Genomic DNA, 18,021 nt, shown 5'->3' with positions numbered 1-18,021 from the left:
CTGGGGCGCTCACCCGCGGAGCCGCTGCCAGAGCGCGTCGACCTGCTCGCTCGTCTGCGCCCTGCTGCCGGCGGTATCGATGATCACGTCGGCGATCGCGAGTCGCTGCTCGTCGGGCACCTGTGCGTCGATCCGCGCTCGCGCGGCATCCGCGGACATTCCTCGCAACTCCAGGAGCCGGCTCAGCCGCACCTCCGCCGGAGCGTGAGCCACCACGATCAGATCCCACGGGTCGTCGACGCGCGCCTCCACCAGCAGAGGGACGTCGTAGACCACCACGGCTTCCGGATCCGCGGCGAATGCCTCATCGAAGCGCCGCTGCGATTCGGCGCGCACCGCCGGGTGCACGATCGCGTTGAGTCGCGCGAGCGCGTCGGCATCGCCGAAGACGATGTCACCGAGCGCCGCTCGCTCCAGCGATCCGTCCTGGGTGATCACCGTGTCACCGAACTCCGCGGCGATCTCCGTCAGCACCGGTGATCCGACCGCCTGCACGTCCCTGACGATCTGATCCGCATCGACCACGACCGCTCCGTGCTCAGCGAGTCCACGAGCGATCGTGGACTTTCCGGACGCGATTCCGCCGGTGAGCGCGATGAGAGGCATGCGCACCATCCTGACATGCCTGCGGTGTCGGTCCTCGGCGCGTCATGCCGCTCGTGGCGCATCCTTCATCATCCCCGCGACGACGAGGGCGCCAGCACCCACCAGCACGAGCAGCCACAGTCCCAGCCAGTACGAGTTCGTCTCGGCGTTATAAGTCGCCCCCATGACCAGTGGGGGGAAGTAGCCGCCGAGGCCACCGGCCGCGGCCACGACTCCGCTGACGGCGCCGACCTTCTCCTTCGGCGTTGACGGTCCGATCCAGCCGAAGACGGCACCCATCCCGAGTCCCATCGCCGCCGCCATGCCGAGAAACGTGACCCCGGTGAGGATGCCCTCCGGCGGCTGCTGCCCGACGATGTACGCCAGCGCGACTATGCCCGCGAGCGAGACGAGCGAGACGACCTTCGGGCCGAACCGGTCCGCGAGCACGCCGCCGATCGGACGTGCGATCACCGCGGCCACGGCGAACATCGCCGCGCGCGTTCCGGCGCCGACAGCATCCACCTCCCCCGCATAGATCGTCGTGAGGTACTTCGGAAGGAAGGTCGAGAACGCGACGAAGCCGCCGAAGACGATGCCGTACAGGAACGACATCCGCCATGTGATGCTCAGGCGCAACGCCCCCCTCACCTTCGGTACGAGCGGGATCCTGCTGGGTTCCCAGACCGGCGAGTCCCTGAGGAACAGCCAGCTGAGAACGGCGAAGAGAACCATGATGCCCGCGATCACGAAGTGCGTCGGGAGATATCCGATCCACTCCACCAGGCGAGGGGTCAGGAACGCCGACACCGCGGTGCCGATCATGCCCATGCCGAACACGCCGTTGGCGAAACCGCGCCGTGCTGGGGCGTACCAGGCACTGGCGAACGGCACACCGGCCGCAAAGATCGTACCGGCGACGCCGAGGTAGAAACCCGCGATCAGCAGGAGCGGAAAACTGCGGATGCTCCCGGCGAGCGCGACGAGCAGCACGGCGGGGACCGATCCGAGCAGCACCACCGTGAACATGACTCGTCCACCGAATCGGTCGGTCATGGCGCCGACGACGATGCGTCCCAGCGCACCGACGAGCACTGGGGTCGCGAGCATGAGCGAGATCTGCCCCTCATCGAGACCCATCTCCGCCGCATAGCTGCCCTGCAGCGGAGCAATGCACATCCAGGCCCAGAACCCGACCGTCGACGCGAGCGTCGCAAGCAGTACCTGTGGCAGTTGACCCCGCAGCTCGGGCTGGCTCGTGGCGGAAGCGGTCGTCATGACCGCGAGCGTAGCCATCAAAACCCGGTCGCGGAAGTGCTGTTCGGCCGTCATTAATCGTCCCTTCTCCGTGCGTGCGCGCCGTTCTGGCCGAACTCGAATAAAAACGGCAGAAGGGGTGGCAGAGCGGCCACCCGAGGCACCATGCTGAGTGGCAACGACTGAGGAGGCGCCCCATGAGCCCCGAGACGCGAACACGCAGGACACCGGCGACCGACGGGCCGCTGGCGGATTCGCTGCTGTCGATGGGGCGGTTCCTCAGACAGGGAGAGACCAGCGAGGATCTTCGCTCGCTGTTCCTCGAGGGCGGGAGATCGGGCGACGCGTTCTACCGCGACCGCTGGTCGCACGACAAAGTCGTGCGTTCGACGCACGGGGTGAACTGCACCGGTTCGTGCTCGTGGAAGGTGTACGTCAAGGACGGCATCATCACCTGGGAGGCGCAGCAGACCGACTATCCCAGCGTCGGCCCCGACTCCCCGGAGTATGAACCGCGCGGCTGCCCGCGGGGTGCCGCTTTCAGCTGGTACACCTACTCGCCAACGAGGGTCCGCTATCCGTACATCCGCTCGGTGCTGGCCGCACTGTACCGCGATGCGAAGAAACGGCATCCTGACCCCGTCGATGCGTGGGCGAGCATCGTCGACGACCCCGAAGCCTCGGCGCAGTACAAGCGCGCTCGCGGCAAGGGCGGGTTGATCCGCACCAGTTGGGACGAGGTGCTCGAGATCGTCGCGGCGGCCCATGTGCACACCGTGAAGGCGTACGGCCCGGACCGGATCGCCGGGTTCTCCCCCATCCCCGCGATGTCGATGGTCTCGCACGGCGCCGGCTCCCGGTTCCTGAGCCTGTTGGGCGGGACGATGCTCTCGTTCTACGACTGGTACGCCGATCTGCCGGTCGCGAGTCCGCAGGTGTTCGGCGACCAGACGGACGTTCCTGAATCGGCGGACTGGTTCAACGCCGGGTACCTGATCATGTGGGGTTCGAACGTGCCGGTCACCCGTACGCCTGACGCGCATTTCATGACCGAGGCGCGCTACCGCGGACAGAAGGTCGTCACGGTATCGCCCGACTACACCGACAACACCAAGTTCGCCGATGAATGGGTATCGCCGCATCCGGGCACGGATGCGGCGCTCGCGCTCGCGATGGGGCACGTGATCCTCACGGAGCACTTCGTCCACAAGCGCACGCCGCGCTTCGAGGACTACATGCGGCGGTACACCGACGCGCCATTCCTGGTCTCGCTCGAGCGCAACGGCGACACGCTCGTGCCGGGCAAGTTCGTGACGGCGAGCGATCTCGATTCGGATGCCGCGGCTACCGCGCATGCCGATTTCAAACCGGTGCTGCTGAACGCCGACGGGGCGCCGGTCGTACCCAACGGCTCGCTCGGACATCGCTTCAGCGCGGAGGACCGGGGGCGCTGGAACCTCGACCTCGGCGATGTCGTTCCTCCGCTGTCGATCGCCGATCTGGACGGCGCTGCCGAGACGGCGCCGATCAGCCTGCCCCGCTTCGACGTCGCTCCCGAAGCCGGCCAGGAGCATGCGGGCGGTTCGGGCACCATCGTGCGCGGGGTTCCCGTGATGACGGTGGCCGGCAAGACGGTGACCACGGTCTTCGACCTGATGCTGGCCCAGTACGGCGTCGGCCGCGATGGCCTCCCAGGGGTATGGCCGACCGGCTACGACGACGCCACCAGCCCAGGCACGCCGGCGTGGCAGGAGGAGCTGACCTCTGTGCCGGCGGTGCAGGCCACGCGTATCGGCCGCGAGTTCGCCGAAAATGCCGAACGCAGCGGTGGACGCTCCATGATCCTGATGGGCGCGGGAACGAACCACTGGTTTCACTCCGACACGATCTACCGCACCTTCCTGGCACTAACGACGATGACCGGATGCCAGGGCGTGAACGGCGGCGGCTGGGCGCACTACGTCGGTCAGGAGAAGGTCCGCCCGATCACGGGATACTCGCAGTACGCGACGGCGGCGGACTGGAACAGGCCGCCGCGCCTCGCGATCGGCACGGGCTTCTGGTATCTGGCGACAGATCAGTGGCGCTACGACGGTCTGCCGGCGGATCAGCTGTCATCGCCGCTGGCGCGCGGGGTGTTCGAAGGACGCACGACGGCGGACTGCTTGGTGGAGTCGGTGAAGCGCGGGTGGATGCCGGCATTCCCCACCTACTCGCGCAACCCTCTTGACCTGTGCGACGAGGCAGAGGCCGTCGGGAAGGAACCAGCGCAGCACGTCGTCGACTCGTTGGAGGACGGGTCGCTCGAGTACGCGATCGAGGATCCGGACGCCCCGGCGAACTTCCCTCGCATCGTCCTGGTCTGGCGCGCCAACATCCTCGGGTCCTCTGGCAAGGGGAACGAGTACTTCCTCAAGCATCTCCTCGGCACCGATTCGGCTGTGCGCGCCTCGGAGAGCGCCCCCGATGCCCGCCCCAGGGACATGCGCTGGCGAGAGCGGGCACCGGAGGGGAAGCTCGATCTGCTGGTGACGAGTGATTTCCGCATGACCAGCACGACCCTGTTCAGCGACATCGTCCTGCCGACGGCCACGTGGTACGAGAAGTACGACCTGTCCTCGACCGACATGCATCCGTTCATCCACTCGTTCAACCCCGCGATCGCGCCGCCGTGGCAGACCAAGACCGACTACGACACGTTCCGGTTGCTGGCGGAGAAGTTCTCTGAGCTCGCCCGCACGCATCTCGGCGTCCGGCGTGATCTCGTCGCCGTGCCGCTGCAGCACGACACATCGGACGTCATGGCGACGCCGCACGGACGCGTCGAGGATCTGCCGCTGAAGCCCGGCGTGACCATGCCGAAGCTCGCCGTCGTGGAGCGCGACTATCCGAACCTCGCCGAGAAGTGGAAGGCACTCGGTCCTCTGACCGGCACGCTGGGGCTCACGACCAAGGGCATCACGTATCACGCCGAGCCCGAGCTGCAGCGTCTGGCGCATCAGAACGGAACGATCGATTCCGGCCCCTACCGCGGCGCTGTCCGGTTGGACACCGACCAGCGTGCATGCGAGATGATCCTTGCGCTGTCCGGCACCTCTAACGGGCGTCTCGCGACCCAGGGGTTTCGCTCGTTGGAGGAGCACACCGGCCAGAAGCTGGCGTTCCTCGCCGAAGAGCACGAGGGGTCGCACATCTCCTTCGCAGATGTCCAAGTGCAGCCGCGCAGCGTCATCACGTCCCCGGAATGGTCCGGATCCGAGCATGGCGGTCGACGCTACACCGCGTTCGCGATCAACGTCGAGCATCTGAAGCCCTGGCACACGCTGACCGGCCGGCAGCACTTCTATCTCGATCACGACTGGATGGAGGAGCTCGGTGAGAACCTCCCCATCTATCGGCCTCCGCTGGACATGGCGCGTCTGTTCGACTCCCGCCCGGTCGGCGATGTGCGCAACGAAGGACGCGGCACCGAGGTCTCCGTGCGGTACCTCACGCCGCATTCGAAATGGTCGATCCACTCGGAATATCAGGACAACCTGTTCATGCTCGCCCTCTCCCGCGGCGGTCCCACCATCTGGATGAGCATCGAGGACGCGGCGAAGGCCAGCATCGCCGACAACGACTGGATCGAGTCGTACAACCGCAACGGCGTCGTCGTCGCGCGCGCGATCGTCTCGCATCGGATGCCGGAGGGCACGGTCTTCATGTACCACGCGAAGGACCGCACGGTCGATGTGCCCATCGCGGAGACCAGCGGCCTGCGCGGCGGCATCCACAACTCCCTCACCAGGATCCTTCTCAAGCCCAGTCACCTCATCGGCGGCTACGCGCAACTGGCCTGGGCATTCAACTACCTCGGCCCCACCGGAAACCAGCGCGACGAGATCACGACGATCCGTCGCCGCAGCCAGGAAGTGGAGTACTGATGGAGACCACCGCTGTCGCGTCGAGCACCCTGCCGAGGAGAGCGCACCGATGAAGGTCATGGCGCAGATGTCGATGGTGATGAACCTCGACAAGTGCATCGGATGCCACACCTGCTCCGTCACGTGCAAGCAGGCATGGACGAATCGCACCGGCGTGGAGTACGTCTGGTTCAACAACGTCGAGACCCGACCGGGCGTCGGCTATCCCCGGGGCTACGAGGACCAGGACCGGTGGGAGGGCGGCTGGGTCCGCGACAAGCGCGGACGGCTGAGGCTGCGCAGCGGCGGGCGGCTGGCGAAGCTCATGCGGATCTTCTCGAATCCGAACCTCCCCGAGCTCCATGACTACTACGAGCCCTGGACGTACGACTACGACATGCTGATCAGCGCGCCGGCCGGTGCGCAGACCCCGGTAGCGAAGCCGAAGAGTCTGCTGACCGGAAAGGACATGAAGATCTCGTGGTCGGCGAACTGGGATGACGACTTGGGCGGATCCCAGGCGACGATGCGCAACGATCCGATCCTGAAGAAGATGAGCGAGGACGTCTCGGCGGAGTTCGAGAAGGCCTTCATGTTCTATCTTCCGCGCATCTGCGAGCACTGCCTGAATCCGTCCTGCGTGGCGTCGTGCCCGTCAGGGGCGATGTACAAGCGAGCCGAGGACGGCATCGTGCTGGTCGATCAGGATGCCTGCCGCGGCTGGCGGATGTGCGTGTCCGGTTGCCCGTACAAGAAGGTCTACTTCAACCACCGCACCGGCAAGGCCGAGAAGTGCACGATGTGCTATCCGCGCATCGAGGTCGGCCTTCCGACGGTGTGCTCGGAGACCTGCGTCGGACGACTGCGATACCTCGGGCTGGTGCTTTACGACGCCGATCGCGTGGCCGAGGCCGCATCCGTCGAGGACGAGCACGCTCTGCTCGCCGCGCAGCGTTCGGTCCTCCTCGACCCGAACGACCCCGCGGTCATCGAGCAGGCACGCGCCGACGGCATCCCCGAGGACTGGCTCGAAGCCGCCCAGCGCAGTCCGATCTGGCGGTTGATCCAGCAGTACGAGGTCGCGCTTCCCCTGCACCCGGAGTACCGCACCATGCCGATGGTCTGGTACATCCCGCCGCTGTCCCCCGTGGTGGATGTCGTGACCGGCTCCGGCAACGACGGAGAGGACGCGAGGACGCTCTTCGCGGCGATCGACAAGCTGCGCATCCCGATCGAGTACCTCGCCGAACTCTTCACCGCCGGTGACACGCGTCCCGTCGACCACGCGCTGCGACGACTAGCCGCGATGCGCTCCTACATGCGCGGTGTCAACCTCGACGACGAGCGGGAGGAGCGCATCGCGACCGCCGTGGGAATGACCGGCATCGAAGTCGAAGAGATGTACCGGCTGCTCGCCATCGCGAAGTACGAAGAGCGCTACGTCATCCCCGCCGCGCACACCGAGCGCGCGCATGAACTGGAGGAGATGGCCTGCTCGCTGGACTACGAGGATGGTCCAGGAATGGGCGGCGCCGGTCCCTTCGGGTCCTCGAGCGGGCGCCAGGTACCCGTGGCCGTGGAGAACTTCCACGTGCTGCAGAACCGGCAGACGGCCGATCGACCGTCATCGCCCGGGCGCGTCAACCTGCTCAACTGGGACGGCAACGGTTCGACAGACGGACTATTTCCGCCCGCGACGGATCGGGAGTCGTGATGCCCTCGCTGCTGAAAGCGCGTGTGACCCCGCGAAAGGCGCTTCCGGACGCGCTGACCGCGGTGGCCATGACCCCGCCCACGCGTGCGCGCGCACACATGCTCGCCTCCCTGCTGCTGGACTATCCCGATGATGTGTGGTTCGCGCGCCTCGATGAGCTCCGCGCTCACACCGTTGCGCTGCCGACTGCGATCCGCGATCCGCTGGTCGCCTTCATGGATGCGGCGGCGGATGCCGGGGCGGATGCTCTCCAGCGGACGTACGTCGAGACGTTCGACCTCAAACGCAAGTGCAGTCTGTACCTCAGCTACTACGCCACCGGAGACACCCGCAAGCGGGGCACTGCGCTCGTGACGTTCCTCGAGGCGTACCGGGCCGCCGGGTGGGAGTTCGATGCCGCCGAGCTCCCGGACTACTTCCCCGCGGTACTCGAATTCTCGGCACGGTCGGACTCCCCGGTCGCCGAGGCCCTGCTGGCGGCGCATGTGGAAGGCATCGAAGTGCTGCGGGCCGCGCTGGAGGACATGGGCAGTCCCTGGGCCGGCGTGGTCCGCAGCGTCACCCGGTCGCTCCCGCCCGTCTCCGCGGCGACGCGTGAGAGGATTCTCGATCTCGTCACCGAGGGCCCGCCGGTGGAGAGTGTCGGGTTGAGCTTTCTCGGGAATCTCGCCCCGTTCACGCCGACCACTTCCCAGCAGGAGCGGTCATGACCGCCCTGAACGTTCTCGTCTGGGTGGCGCTGCCCTACGTGTGCTTCGCCGTCTTCGTCGTCGGTCACATCTGGCGGTACCGCTACGACAAGTTCGGCTGGACGACTCGATCCAGCCAGGTCTACGAGAACCGGCTGCTTCGGTGGGGTTCGCCGATGTTCCACCTCGGCATCCTCATGGTGATAGCCGGGCACGTCGTCGGCCTGCTGATCCCCCGCGAGTGGCTGTACGCGATCGGGATCAGCGAGGAGATCTACCACGTGGGCGCGACCGTGCTCGGGACGTTCGCCGCCGCTCTCACGCTCGCAGGCTTGGCGATCCTGATCTATCGTCGCCGTGTCGTCGGGCCGGTGTTCCTCGCCACCACGCGCATGGACAAGTTCATGTACGTCGTCCTCGGTGCGACGCTCCTGTTCGGCACGGCCGCGACCGTCGTCCACCAGGTCTTCGGCGGCGGCTTCCACTACCGCGAGACCATCTCGCCCTGGATCCGCAGCCTGATCCTGCTGCAGCCGCAACCCGAGCTCATGATCGGCGTCCCGCTGCTCTTCCAGCTGCACATCATCACCGCCAGCCTGCTCTTCGCCCTCTGGCCGTTCACCCGGCTCGTGCACGTCTTCTCCGCCCCGGTCGGATACCTGTTCCGTCCGTACATCGTCTACCGCTCACGCGATGACGTGCGCGGTTCTCGCGCGGCCAAGCGTGGCTGGGACCCGGTCGCGGCGCCTGATCCGGAGAAGCTGCACAAGCTGTAACGGCCGGCCGGTCGTACGCGTCCTAGACTGGCGAGAACAACAGGATGGCGCGACGACAGGAGGCCGGCATGAGCAGGACCGCACGTGTCATCACCGTCTCCGACCGCTCGGCGGCGGGCACACGCGAGGATCTCTCCGGTCCCACCGGCGCCGACCTGCTGACGGCCACCGGCTGGCAGGCTCGCGTCGTGATCGTCGCCGACGAGCGAGAGCAGATCGGATCCGCCATCCGCGCCGCTGTCGCTGAGGGCGCACGCCTGGTCGTCACGACCGGCGGCACCGGCGTCGGACCGCGCGACGTCACCCCGGAAGCCACGCTTCCGCTGCTGGATCCCGTCATCCCCGGCATCGCGGAGGAACTTCGTCGCCTCGGAGCGGCGAAGGTCCCGACGGCCCTCCTCTCGCGCGGAGTCGCCGGCATCTACGAGGGCGCGCTGGTGGTGAATCTCGCCGGCTCCCCCGGCGCGGTTCGCGACGGCATTCCCGTGATCCTCGATCTCGTCGACCATGTGCTGTCCCAGCGCGCCGGAGGCGATCACGCATGATCGTGCTCACCACGATCTCCGACGAGGATCTCGACCCCACCGCCCATCTGGATGCCGTCGCTCACGACGCGGCCGGTGCGACCGCGCTCTTCGTCGGCACGGTGCGCGACCACGATCCCGGAGCATCCGGTGAGGTGACCCGCCTGGAGTACAGCGCCCATCCGGATGCCGCCACGACCCTGCTTTCCCTGGCGGAGACGGTCGACGCCGACGACCTGCGCATCGCGATCAGCCACCGCATCGGCGCGCTCAGCGTCGGGGAGATCGCCATCGTGTGCGCGGTCTCCAGCGCGCATCGCGCGGAGGCGTTCGACATCTCCCGTGCGCTCGTCGAGAAGGTCAAGGCCGAACTGCCGGTGTGGAAGCGCCAGATCACGGTCGACGGCACCACGAACTGGGTCGGGCTGTGAGCGCGTTCGACGGCCCGCTGGTCGATCGCTTCGGCCGCGTGCACCGCGACCTGCGGATCTCGCTGACCGACCGCTGCAACCTCCGCTGCACGTACTGCATGCCCGCCGAAGGTGTGCCATGGCTCGCGAAACAGAACATCCTCACCACCGATGAGATCGAACGCGTCGCGGGGATCCTCGCCAGGCTCGGCATCGTCGAGGTGCGCTTGACGGGCGGCGAGCCGCTGCTGCGGCCCGACCTCGTCGATGTGGTTCGTCGTCTCGCCAGGATCCGGGGTGTCGACGGCCCGCTGGAGGTGTCGCTGACGACCAACGGAATCCGGCTCGAGAAGATCATGGACGACCTCGTCGAGGCCGGCCTGCAGCGGCTCAACATCAGTCTGGACACCGTCCGTCCCGATCGCTTCACCGATCTGACCAGACGCGACCGGTTCGAAGACGTGGTGCGCGGCATCCGCGCGGCCCAGGCGAGCCCGCTGCGCCCGCTCAAGCTCAACACCGTGGCGATGCGCGACGTCAACGACGACGAGTTCTGCGACCTGCTCCGCTTCGCGCAGGAGCACGACGCCGAGCTGCGCTTCATCGAGCAGATGCCCTTGGATGCCGGGCACATCTGGTCTCGTCAGACCATGGTGCCCGCGGAGGAGATCCTTGAGAAGCTGTCCGCGGAGTTCACGCTGACCGCGGTCGGCGAACGGGGTTCGAGTCCGGCCGAGATCTACACGGTCGACGGCGGGCCCACCACGGTCGGTGTGATCGCGTCCGTCTCCGCGCCTTTCTGCGGCTCCTGCGACCGGGTGCGCATCACCGCGGACGGCCAGGTGCGCAACTGCCTGTTCGCCCGCGAGGAGTCCGACCTGATCTCCCTGCTGCGCGGCGATGCCGACGACGAGGCGATCGCGGGGATGCTGCGGCAGAACATCGAGGGCAAGCGAGCCGGCCACGGCATCGACGACCCCGGATTCCTGCAGCCGTTGCGCCCGATGTCCGCGATCGGCGGCTGACCGCGCCCTCACCTGGCCGGCAGCTCAGCCTCCGGCGAACGGCGGCAGCACGTCGACGGTCGCCGTCTCCGCGATCACGTGGTCGTCATCGACCGCTGCGCCATCCACACGGATCGCGCAGCGGGCGAGTACCCGCGTGAACTCCGCACCGTGCTCGCTGCGCAGGTTCGCGAGCAGTGCGCCGAGCGTACTCGCCGTCGCGATGTCCTGTTCCTCGCGCCCCGCGGCCTCCGCTGCCGCGGCGAAGAACCGGACCCTCACGCCCGGTCCGCGATCTGCGCCTGGACGACAGCGATCGCCTGCTCGATCGGAAGCCCCTGCGCGACAGCACGGCCGACGAGATACGTGGAGATCGGACCAGCCGGGCGGGTCACGCCGTGCGCCACCTCTCGCGTCACATCCAGCAGTGCGGCGATCGGCACATCATCCCGCACACCCAGTGCGGCGGCGAGCGACGCGGCCCAATCGGTGAGCTCGTCCGGTGTATCGGTCATGCTGTCTCCTTCATCGCGTGCCCAGTCAGTCGGGTCGATCGGATGCCGCGCGGTACTCGAACACATCATCCCAGGTGTCGAGGTCGACCGAGACCCCCTCCGGGTCATCGATCTCCGATACCCGCAGCGCTTCGGTCAGGCGCCGCATCGCCGCGCCGTCCGTACGGGGCAGCGCATCCACCGCGCGGCGAAGCGGCCCGACGCGGTAGCGCCCAGCGAGCGGCTGCGCGCGGCCGTCCGCATCGCGCAGCACCAGAGCATCTACGTCGTCCGGCAGATCGACAGCCGACAGGAGATCGATGACGCCGGCGGCCCGCGGCAGGTCGCACGCGAGCACCCAGGTCTCCGACACGTCATCGGTCAGGGACCTGAGCGCCGCCGCCAGCGCCGCCACGGGGCCGCCGAACGGCGGATCCTCACGCGCGACGTGCACTCCTGGTCGCGCGAGATGATCCGGGCCGACGAGGACGATCGGATCGCACGGCGAGACCGCCTGCAGGACGCCGTCGATGAGCATCCGGCCGCCGATCTCGATCTGCGCCTTGTCCGCGCCGCCCAGCCGTGTCGCCCGCCCACCGGCGAGGACGATGGCGGCGCGGCGCGGCGCGGGAGTCACCGCGTCCATTCCCCGCTCTTGCCGCCGGTCTTGCGCACGAGGCGCACGTTCTCGATCTCCACGGTCTTGTCCATGCCCTTGACCATGTCGATCACGGTCAGTGCCGCGATGCTGACGGCCGTGAGAGCCTCCATCTCGACGCCGGTGCGGTCGGCGGTGCGCACCGTCGCGGTGACCCGGACGCCCGTGTCGATCACGTCGAGGTCGACCGTCGCTCCGTGCACGCCGATGATGTGCGCGAGCGGAATCAGCTCGGCCGTGCGCTTGGCTCCCTGGATGCCGGCGATGCGCGCCACAGCGAGCACGTCGCCCTTGGGCGCCGAGCCGTCGCGCAGGGCGGCGACGACGTGCGCGGGGCAGCGAACGAGGCCGGTGGCCGTCGCGCTGCGAACGGTGGGCTGCTTCTCGGTGACGTCGACCATGCGTGCGTGGCCGTGCTCGTCCAGATGCGTGAAGCTCACGGAATCGTCCTCTCTGTCGCGACCAGCATCACGTCGACGAGGTCGCCGGTCTCCACCCGCTCGGTGTCGGCGGGAATGATGGCGAAGTCTGTGGCGTGCGCGAGCGAGGTCACCAGGTGCGATCCGCTTCCGCCTGCGGATGCCGGGATCACCCTGTCCCCCTCGATCACCACCGGTAGCACCTGTGCGCGTCCCGGCGGGCAGCGCCAACTCGTTCCCGCCGTCAGCGTGACGTGCGGCCGACGCCCATCGGATCTCCCCGCCAGGGCGCGGACGGCCGGTCGCACGAACATCTCGAAGGACACAGCGACGCTGACGGGGTTGCCCGGCAGGCAGAACAGCAGCGTGCCATCATCCGCGATGCCGAAGCCCTGCGGCTTGCCGGGCTGCATCGCCACCGCGTCGAAGCGCACCGGCCCGCGTCCGGGACCGGCCGCGTCCAGCACCGCCTTCACGACGTCGAACGCACCGACGCTGGCCCCGCCGGACAGCACCACGAGATCCGCGTCGATCGCCGCGAGCTCTGCGCGGAGCGCCGTCTCGTCGTCCGGCACCGTGGTGATGCGGACGACGTCAGCACCGGCATCCTGCAGCGCTGCAGCGAGCAGGTGCCCATTCGACTCCGGGATCTGGCCGCGCTGCGGTTCGGTGCCCGGCCGCACGAGCTCGGACCCCGTCGAGATCACGGCAGCCCGCGGCGCGGGGTGAGCGAACACGTGGTCATGCCCGGCCGATGCGATCGCGGCGAGCTGCCAGGGGCCGAGGACGGCACCGGCGTCGACGACGACCGTGCCTGCTGCAGCGTCCTCGCCGCGGCGACGGATGTGGGCGGTGGCAGCCGGCGCGCGCGTGATCGTGATCGTCTCGGGCGGGACGGCACCGGTGAACAGCCCGAGATCGGTGTGCTCGACGGGCACGATGGCATCGGCATCCGTCGGCACGGCCGCCCCCGTCATGATGCGCACCGCCTCGCCCTCACCGAACCGGGGGTCCTCGCCTGAGCCGGCCGGCACGTCTGCGACGATGCGCAGCACGGCTCCCTGAACGGCCTCGGCCGCCCGCACCGCGTAGCCATCCATCGCCGAGTTGTCGAACAGCGGGACCGGCCATCGCGTCGAGATCGGCGATGCGAGGACGAGTCCACGGGCATTCTCGAGCGTGTGCTCACGGGGCGCGAGCGGAGCGGCCGCCGTCAGAATGCGGTCGCGGTGCTCCTCGAGCGAGATCACGCGCCCGCCGTGGCGATCTGCTCGGACCATGCCTGGTACCCGCCGTCGAGCAACAGGATCTCCGCATCCGGCTCTGCCGTCGCGAGCACCGCGGCCGCCGCCCTGGCGCGCGGTCCGATCTGGCAGAACACCACGATCGGACGGGTTGTTCCGACCTGCGACGGGTTCTCCCGAAGGCGACCGAGCGGAATCGAGCGGGCACCGGGGATGCTTCCCGCACGGAACTCCTCGTCCTCGCGCACGTCGAGCAGCAGGATGTCCCCGAGCTCGGCGAGTGCCCGAGGTGCAACAGTGCGCGGGGCCGTTCGCGGCTCGCGGTGCGGTGCGGCATCCGCGGGCACCGTCGCGGATGCCGGAACCAGCGGCACCTCGCGGGTGCGAGCCGAGAGCGCGTCGATCACGAGCATCCTCCCGAGGATCGGATCTCCGAGACCGCAGATGAGTTTGACGGCCTCGGCAGCCATGAGCGCACCCAGCTGCCCGCAGAGCGCGCCGAGCACGCCGGCATCCGCGCAGGACAGGACCTCTTCGGGCGGCGGGGCGGAGGGGAACACATCGCGCAGCCGCACGGGCGCCCCCACGGGCGGGCGAGACCAGAACAGCGTCGCCTGCGCGTCGAATCGCAGAACCGATCCCCAGACCAGCGGAACGCCCAGCGCGTCGCACGCGTCGGCGACCGCGTACCGCGTGTCGAACGTGTCGCTGCCGTCGATGACGAGGTCGTAGCCGGTCAGCATCCGCTCCGCGTTCTCGGCGGTGAGGCGCTCCTGCGCACGGATCACCGTGGTGTGCGGCGAGAGGGCCCTGATGCGCTCGGCGGCAACGCGACCCTTCGGACGGCCGACATCGGCCGTGCCGAAGAGCACCTGGCGCTGCAGGTTCGATGCGTCCACGACGTCGTCATCGACGACGCAGATGACGCCGACGCCGGCGGAAGCCAGGTAGAGCAGGACGGGTGACCCGAGGCCTCCGGCGCCGATCACGCAGACGCGCGCGGCGAACAGCCGACGCTGGCCGTCGGCGCCGATCTCGGGCAACCGGATCTGCCGTGCCGCACGCTCCATCTCTCCCTCGGGCAGAGCGGATGCCGGGGGCAGAAGCGGGGGAAAGGGCATGTCTCCCACGGTACCGCCCTGGTGAGATCGCGACCGTGTCGTGTCCGAGAGAGACGCGCGGCCGCTCGCCTCGCGCGAGGATCTTACGATCCGCAAATGCGGCCTTGCATTCGCTCTAGGCACGTGCTTGCGGCACTATTCTCTAATTCATGACGCTATTCCGGATCAAAGAGGCCGCTCAGCTGCTGTCGGTGAGCGATGACACCGTCCGGCGATGGATCGACACCGGGCAGCTTCCAGCGCAGACGGATGCATCCGGACGCCGCGTCGTGGCCGGTACCGACCTCGCCGCGCACCTCACCCGGTCCCCCGGCGGTCTCGACGACCCGCTCGAGCGCGCGTCGAGCGCGCGCAATCGCTTCGTGGGGATCGTCACGAACGTCGTGTCCGACACCGTCATGTCGCAGGTCGAGCTGCAGTGCGGTCCGCACCGCGTCGTGTCCCTGATGTCGACGGAGGCCGTTCACGATCTCGGCCTGGAGGTCGGGAGCCTGGCGACGGCGATCGTGAAGGCGACGACCGTGATCGTCGAGACGGCACCCGCCGAGGTCGCACGATGAGGCGCGCCGGCGTGCTGGCGGCTTCCGGACTCCTGCTCGCGCTGGTCGGCTGCACCGCCTCGGTGCCGGATGCGGCGGAGTCGCAGGGCTCGCAGAGCGAACCGGTGATCGTGTTCGCCGCGGCCTCCCTGAGCGGCGCGTTCGATGAACTCGCCAAGAGGTTCACGGTCGAGCATCCCGAGTACCCGATCGCCCCCATCCGGTACGACGGTTCGCAGGCACTCGCCACGCAGATCATCGATGGCGCGGACGTCGACGTGATCGCGTTCGCGAACGAGGACAGCCTTGCGCCCGTCATCGAGGCCGGACGCAGCACCGAGGGGGACATCTTCGCCACCAACACGCTGCGCATCGCCGTGGCCCCAGGGAACCCGCACGACATCTCCGATCTGAGCGACCTCGCCGATCCGACCCTCGCCGTCGTGCTGTGCGCCCCAGAGGTGCCGTGCGGTGCCGCCGCGCAGACGCTGCTGCAGAACGCCGGAATTGATCTCACACCGGTGAGCGAGGAGACGAACGTCACGTCGGTCCTGACCAGGGTGGCCGACGGCGAAGCGGATGCGGGACTCGTGTACGCGACCGACGTCGCCGCGGCGGATGCGGATGTCGACGGCATCGTCCCCGAGGGTGCGGATGCCGTGGTCAATCGCTATCCGATCACGGTCGCCGATTCGGCACCGTCCGCGGAGGCCGCTCGCGCGTTCGTCGACTACGTGCTGTCGGACGAAGGTCAGGAGATTCTCTCGGAGTTCGGATTCGAGGCGCCGTGACGATCCCTCGCGGGCTGTACGTCCCCGCGATCGCGGCGATCGCGCTGCTCGTGCTGCCGATCGTCGGGCTGCTGTCGCGCGTGCGATGGGACCGACTCGGCGATGATCTGCTCTCCCCCGCCGCTCTCATCGCCCTCGGGCTCTCGCTGAGCACAGCCGCGGGGGCGACCGTTGTGTGCCTAGTGCTGGGCGGTCCGCTCGCGATCGTCATCGCGCGAGCGCCGCGCCGCGCCGCCGCTGTCCTGCGCACGATCGTGCTCGTGCCGCTCGTGCTGCCGCCGATGGTGGGCGGGCTCGCCCTCCTCGCCCTGCTCGGTCGCAGCGGTCTCGTCGGCAAGCCGCTGTTCGAGGCGACCGGTTTCAGCCTTCCGTATACGACCGCAGCGGTGGTCGTATCGCAGGCGTTCGTCGCGCTGCCGTTCCTCGTCATCGCGCTGGAGGGAGCGCTGCGCACGTCGGGGATCGGGCACGAGCAGGTGGCCGCCACTCTGGGCGCCGGCCGGTGGCGGGTACTCACACGCGTCACGCTGCCGCTCGTACTTCCCGGTCTCGTCGCAGGCACGGTGCTGTGCTTCGCCCGTGCGCTCGGTGAGTTCGGAGCGACGGCACTGTTCGCCGGCAACGCCGAGGGAATCACCCGCACGATGCCGCTCGCGATCTACACCGCGTTCAACGGCGTCGGGGTGACGCAGGATTCGGCCGTCGCGCTGTCGTTGCTTCTCTTGGTCAGCGCAGCCGTGATCGTGAGCGGTCTGCGCTCGTGGCGAGAGGATGCCGTGCGATGACCCCTGCACGGACCGGGGGCCTTGTGGCCGACATCGCCGTGGAGCGGGATGGCTTCCGTGCGGTCGCATCGATCGAGGTGGAGCCGGGGGGACGACTCGCCGTGCTCGGCCCCAATGGATCGGGCAAGTCCACGCTCCTGGGAGCGATCGCCGGGCTGATTCCGATCGCGCGCGGCGCGGTCGTCCTCGACAGTCGCCCGGTCGAGGACAGAGGTGTGCTGCGACTGCGTCCGGAACAGCGGCAGATCGGCCTGCTCGATCAGAAGCCCCGCCTGTTCCCGCATCTCAGCGTCGGTGAGAACATCGCGTTCGGACCCCGGGCTCGGCGTGCGGGGCGCGCAGAGACGCGCGAGCTCGTGCGCACCTGGCTCGACCGCCTCGGCCTCGCCGATCGCGCCGATGCCGCGGCACATGAGCTCTCCGGCGGGCAACAGCAGCGGGTCGCGATCGCGCGCGCCTTCGCCGCGGAGCCCCGGCTTCTGCTCCTGGACGAGCCGTTCGCTGCGCTGGATGCCGAGAGCGCTCCGCAGGTGAGGCGGCTGCTGTCCGACGAGCTGGCGCGGACGGGCACGGCGGCGATACTCGTGACGCACGACCTCGCTGATGCGTGGCAGTTGGCCGATGATTGCCTCGTGCTGCACGGCGGCCATGTCATCGAGCGCGGGTCACCCGCTGAACTCGCCGCTCACCCACGGCAGACATTCACCGCACGGCTGGCCGGCTTCGCCGTCATCGAGGGATGCTGGACAGGCACAGCCCTCGACATCGGCGACGGTATCCTGCTGCCGGGGCGAGCGGACGGAGAGGTGTCGCCGGGCGATGCCGCGTTCGCGGTGGTGGCCCCGCAGGATGTCAGCGTGCTGCCGCGTGACGACGCGCGCCGATCCGGCGTCGCGGCGCCCCTGGTCTCGGTGTCGTCGCAGGCCGGCTCACTGCGACTCGAGCATCGTTCTGGGCTCGCCGCCGTCGCACCGGTGGCCGACTTCGCCGAACAGGCACTCCCGCGGGTCGGCGATGTCGTGCGGTTCGCGCTCGGTCCCGTCGCCGTGCGGCGCGCGGCGGAGGCACCAGCGCACCGGTGAAACGCGGAACGGGCCGCCACCCGA

General features: G+C 68.7%; 19 protein-coding genes. 11 read left to right on the top strand and 8 right to left on the bottom strand.

Features of this window, described 5'->3' with window-relative positions:
* Nucleotides 1-9 precede the first annotated feature (9 nt).
* Complete coding sequence (gene coaE / locus ACWAT3_RS00545) at nt 10-606, bottom strand: dephospho-CoA kinase (RefSeq protein ID WP_460794992.1); 597 nt, start codon at nt 604-606, stop codon at nt 10-12.
* Between the two features lie 42 nt (nt 607-648).
* The gene (locus tag ACWAT3_RS00540; protein WP_460794990.1) at nt 649-1,863 is read right to left on the bottom strand and encodes an MFS transporter; all 1,215 of its coding nucleotides are present in this window, start codon (nt 1,861-1,863) and stop codon (nt 649-651) included.
* 176 nt (nt 1,864-2,039) lie between these two features.
* On the opposite strand from ACWAT3_RS00540, the gene ACWAT3_RS00535 reads away from it, so the two are divergent.
* The 7 genes from ACWAT3_RS00535 (at nt 2,040) to moaA (ending at nt 10,885) form a co-directional block, all read left to right on the top strand.
* Nucleotides 2,040-5,768 carry a nitrate reductase subunit alpha gene (locus tag ACWAT3_RS00535; RefSeq protein ID WP_460794988.1) on the top strand — a complete coding sequence of 1,243 codons (3,729 nt, stop codon included), beginning with the start codon at nt 2,040-2,042 and terminating at the stop codon, nt 5,766-5,768.
* Nucleotides 5,769-5,817: 49 nt separating this feature from the next.
* Nucleotides 5,818-7,461 carry a nitrate reductase subunit beta gene (narH, locus tag ACWAT3_RS00530; protein ID WP_460794986.1) on the top strand — a complete coding sequence of 548 codons (1,644 nt, stop codon included), beginning with the start codon at nt 5,818-5,820 and terminating at the stop codon, nt 7,459-7,461.
* The gene (narJ, locus tag ACWAT3_RS00525; protein ID WP_460794984.1) at nt 7,461-8,171 is read left to right on the top strand and encodes a nitrate reductase molybdenum cofactor assembly chaperone; all 711 of its coding nucleotides are present in this window, start codon (nt 7,461-7,463) and stop codon (nt 8,169-8,171) included. Before narH ends, narJ begins: the two co-directional genes overlap by 1 nt.
* Nucleotides 8,168-8,926 carry a respiratory nitrate reductase subunit gamma gene (gene narI / locus ACWAT3_RS00520; protein WP_460794982.1) on the top strand — a complete coding sequence of 253 codons (759 nt, stop codon included), beginning with the start codon at nt 8,168-8,170 and terminating at the stop codon, nt 8,924-8,926. Before narJ ends, narI begins: the two co-directional genes overlap by 4 nt.
* A gap of 68 nt (nt 8,927-8,994) precedes the next feature.
* Nucleotides 8,995-9,471 carry a MogA/MoaB family molybdenum cofactor biosynthesis protein gene (locus tag ACWAT3_RS00515; RefSeq protein WP_460794980.1) on the top strand — a complete coding sequence of 159 codons (477 nt, stop codon included), beginning with the start codon at nt 8,995-8,997 and terminating at the stop codon, nt 9,469-9,471.
* Nucleotides 9,468-9,881 carry a molybdenum cofactor biosynthesis protein MoaE gene (locus tag ACWAT3_RS00510; protein WP_460794978.1) on the top strand — a complete coding sequence of 138 codons (414 nt, stop codon included), beginning with the start codon at nt 9,468-9,470 and terminating at the stop codon, nt 9,879-9,881. The genes ACWAT3_RS00515 and ACWAT3_RS00510 overlap by 4 nt, the downstream gene beginning before the upstream one ends.
* Nucleotides 9,878-10,885, top strand: a complete 1,008-nt coding sequence (gene moaA / locus ACWAT3_RS00505; protein ID WP_460794976.1) for a GTP 3',8-cyclase MoaA — start codon at nt 9,878-9,880, stop codon at nt 10,883-10,885. Before ACWAT3_RS00510 ends, moaA begins: the two co-directional genes overlap by 4 nt.
* Before the next feature lie 24 nt (nt 10,886-10,909).
* Here the strand turns inward: moaA and ACWAT3_RS00500 are convergent, their stop codons facing one another.
* From ACWAT3_RS00500 to ACWAT3_RS00475, 6 genes are read right to left on the bottom strand one after another with little or no spacing between them, the layout of a single operon-like run.
* Complete coding sequence (locus ACWAT3_RS00500; RefSeq protein ID WP_460794974.1) at nt 10,910-11,146, bottom strand: MoaD/ThiS family protein; 237 nt, start codon at nt 11,144-11,146, stop codon at nt 10,910-10,912.
* Nucleotides 11,143-11,379: a DUF6457 domain-containing protein gene (locus tag ACWAT3_RS00495; protein WP_460794972.1), complete on the bottom strand. Its 237-nt coding sequence runs from the start codon at nt 11,377-11,379 to the stop codon at nt 11,143-11,145. The genes ACWAT3_RS00500 and ACWAT3_RS00495 overlap by 4 nt, the downstream gene beginning before the upstream one ends.
* A 25-nt stretch (nt 11,380-11,404) precedes the next feature.
* On the bottom strand, nt 11,405-12,004 hold the full coding sequence (mobA, locus tag ACWAT3_RS00490; RefSeq protein ID WP_460794970.1) for a molybdenum cofactor guanylyltransferase: 600 nt from the start codon (nt 12,002-12,004) through the stop codon (nt 11,405-11,407).
* A complete protein-coding gene (moaC, locus tag ACWAT3_RS00485) occupies nt 11,992-12,456 on the bottom strand; it encodes a cyclic pyranopterin monophosphate synthase MoaC (protein ID WP_460794968.1) in 465 nt (154 codons plus the stop codon). Before moaC ends, mobA begins: the two co-directional genes overlap by 13 nt.
* Nucleotides 12,453-13,715: a molybdopterin molybdotransferase MoeA gene (locus ACWAT3_RS00480; RefSeq protein WP_460794966.1), complete on the bottom strand. Its 1,263-nt coding sequence runs from the start codon at nt 13,713-13,715 to the stop codon at nt 12,453-12,455. Before ACWAT3_RS00480 ends, moaC begins: the two co-directional genes overlap by 4 nt.
* Nucleotides 13,682-14,800 (bottom strand): ThiF family adenylyltransferase, encoded by a 1,119-nt coding sequence (locus ACWAT3_RS00475; protein WP_460794964.1) that lies wholly within the window; start codon nt 14,798-14,800, stop codon nt 13,682-13,684. Before ACWAT3_RS00475 ends, ACWAT3_RS00480 begins: the two co-directional genes overlap by 34 nt.
* A gap of 149 nt (nt 14,801-14,949) precedes the next feature.
* On the opposite strand from ACWAT3_RS00475, the gene ACWAT3_RS00470 reads away from it, so the two are divergent.
* Genes ACWAT3_RS00470 through ACWAT3_RS00455 form a run of 4 tightly spaced genes read left to right on the top strand, consistent with a single transcriptional unit; the run spans nt 14,950 to nt 17,997 of the window.
* On the top strand, nt 14,950-15,360 hold the full coding sequence (locus ACWAT3_RS00470; protein ID WP_460794962.1) for a TOBE domain-containing protein: 411 nt from the start codon (nt 14,950-14,952) through the stop codon (nt 15,358-15,360).
* Complete coding sequence (gene modA / locus ACWAT3_RS00465; protein ID WP_460794960.1) at nt 15,357-16,130, top strand: molybdate ABC transporter substrate-binding protein; 774 nt, start codon at nt 15,357-15,359, stop codon at nt 16,128-16,130. Before ACWAT3_RS00470 ends, modA begins: the two co-directional genes overlap by 4 nt.
* Nucleotides 16,127-16,915, top strand: a complete 789-nt coding sequence (modB, locus tag ACWAT3_RS00460) for a molybdate ABC transporter permease subunit (protein ID WP_460794958.1) — start codon at nt 16,127-16,129, stop codon at nt 16,913-16,915. The genes modA and modB overlap by 4 nt, the downstream gene beginning before the upstream one ends.
* Nucleotides 16,912-17,997 carry an ABC transporter ATP-binding protein gene (locus ACWAT3_RS00455; RefSeq protein WP_460794956.1) on the top strand — a complete coding sequence of 362 codons (1,086 nt, stop codon included), beginning with the start codon at nt 16,912-16,914 and terminating at the stop codon, nt 17,995-17,997. The genes modB and ACWAT3_RS00455 overlap by 4 nt, the downstream gene beginning before the upstream one ends.
* The last annotated feature ends 24 nt before the right edge of the window (nt 17,998-18,021 follow it).

The organism is Microbacterium sp. GXF0217, assembly GCF_054798195.1.
This window is presented reverse-complemented; position numbering and strand designations above follow the sequence as displayed.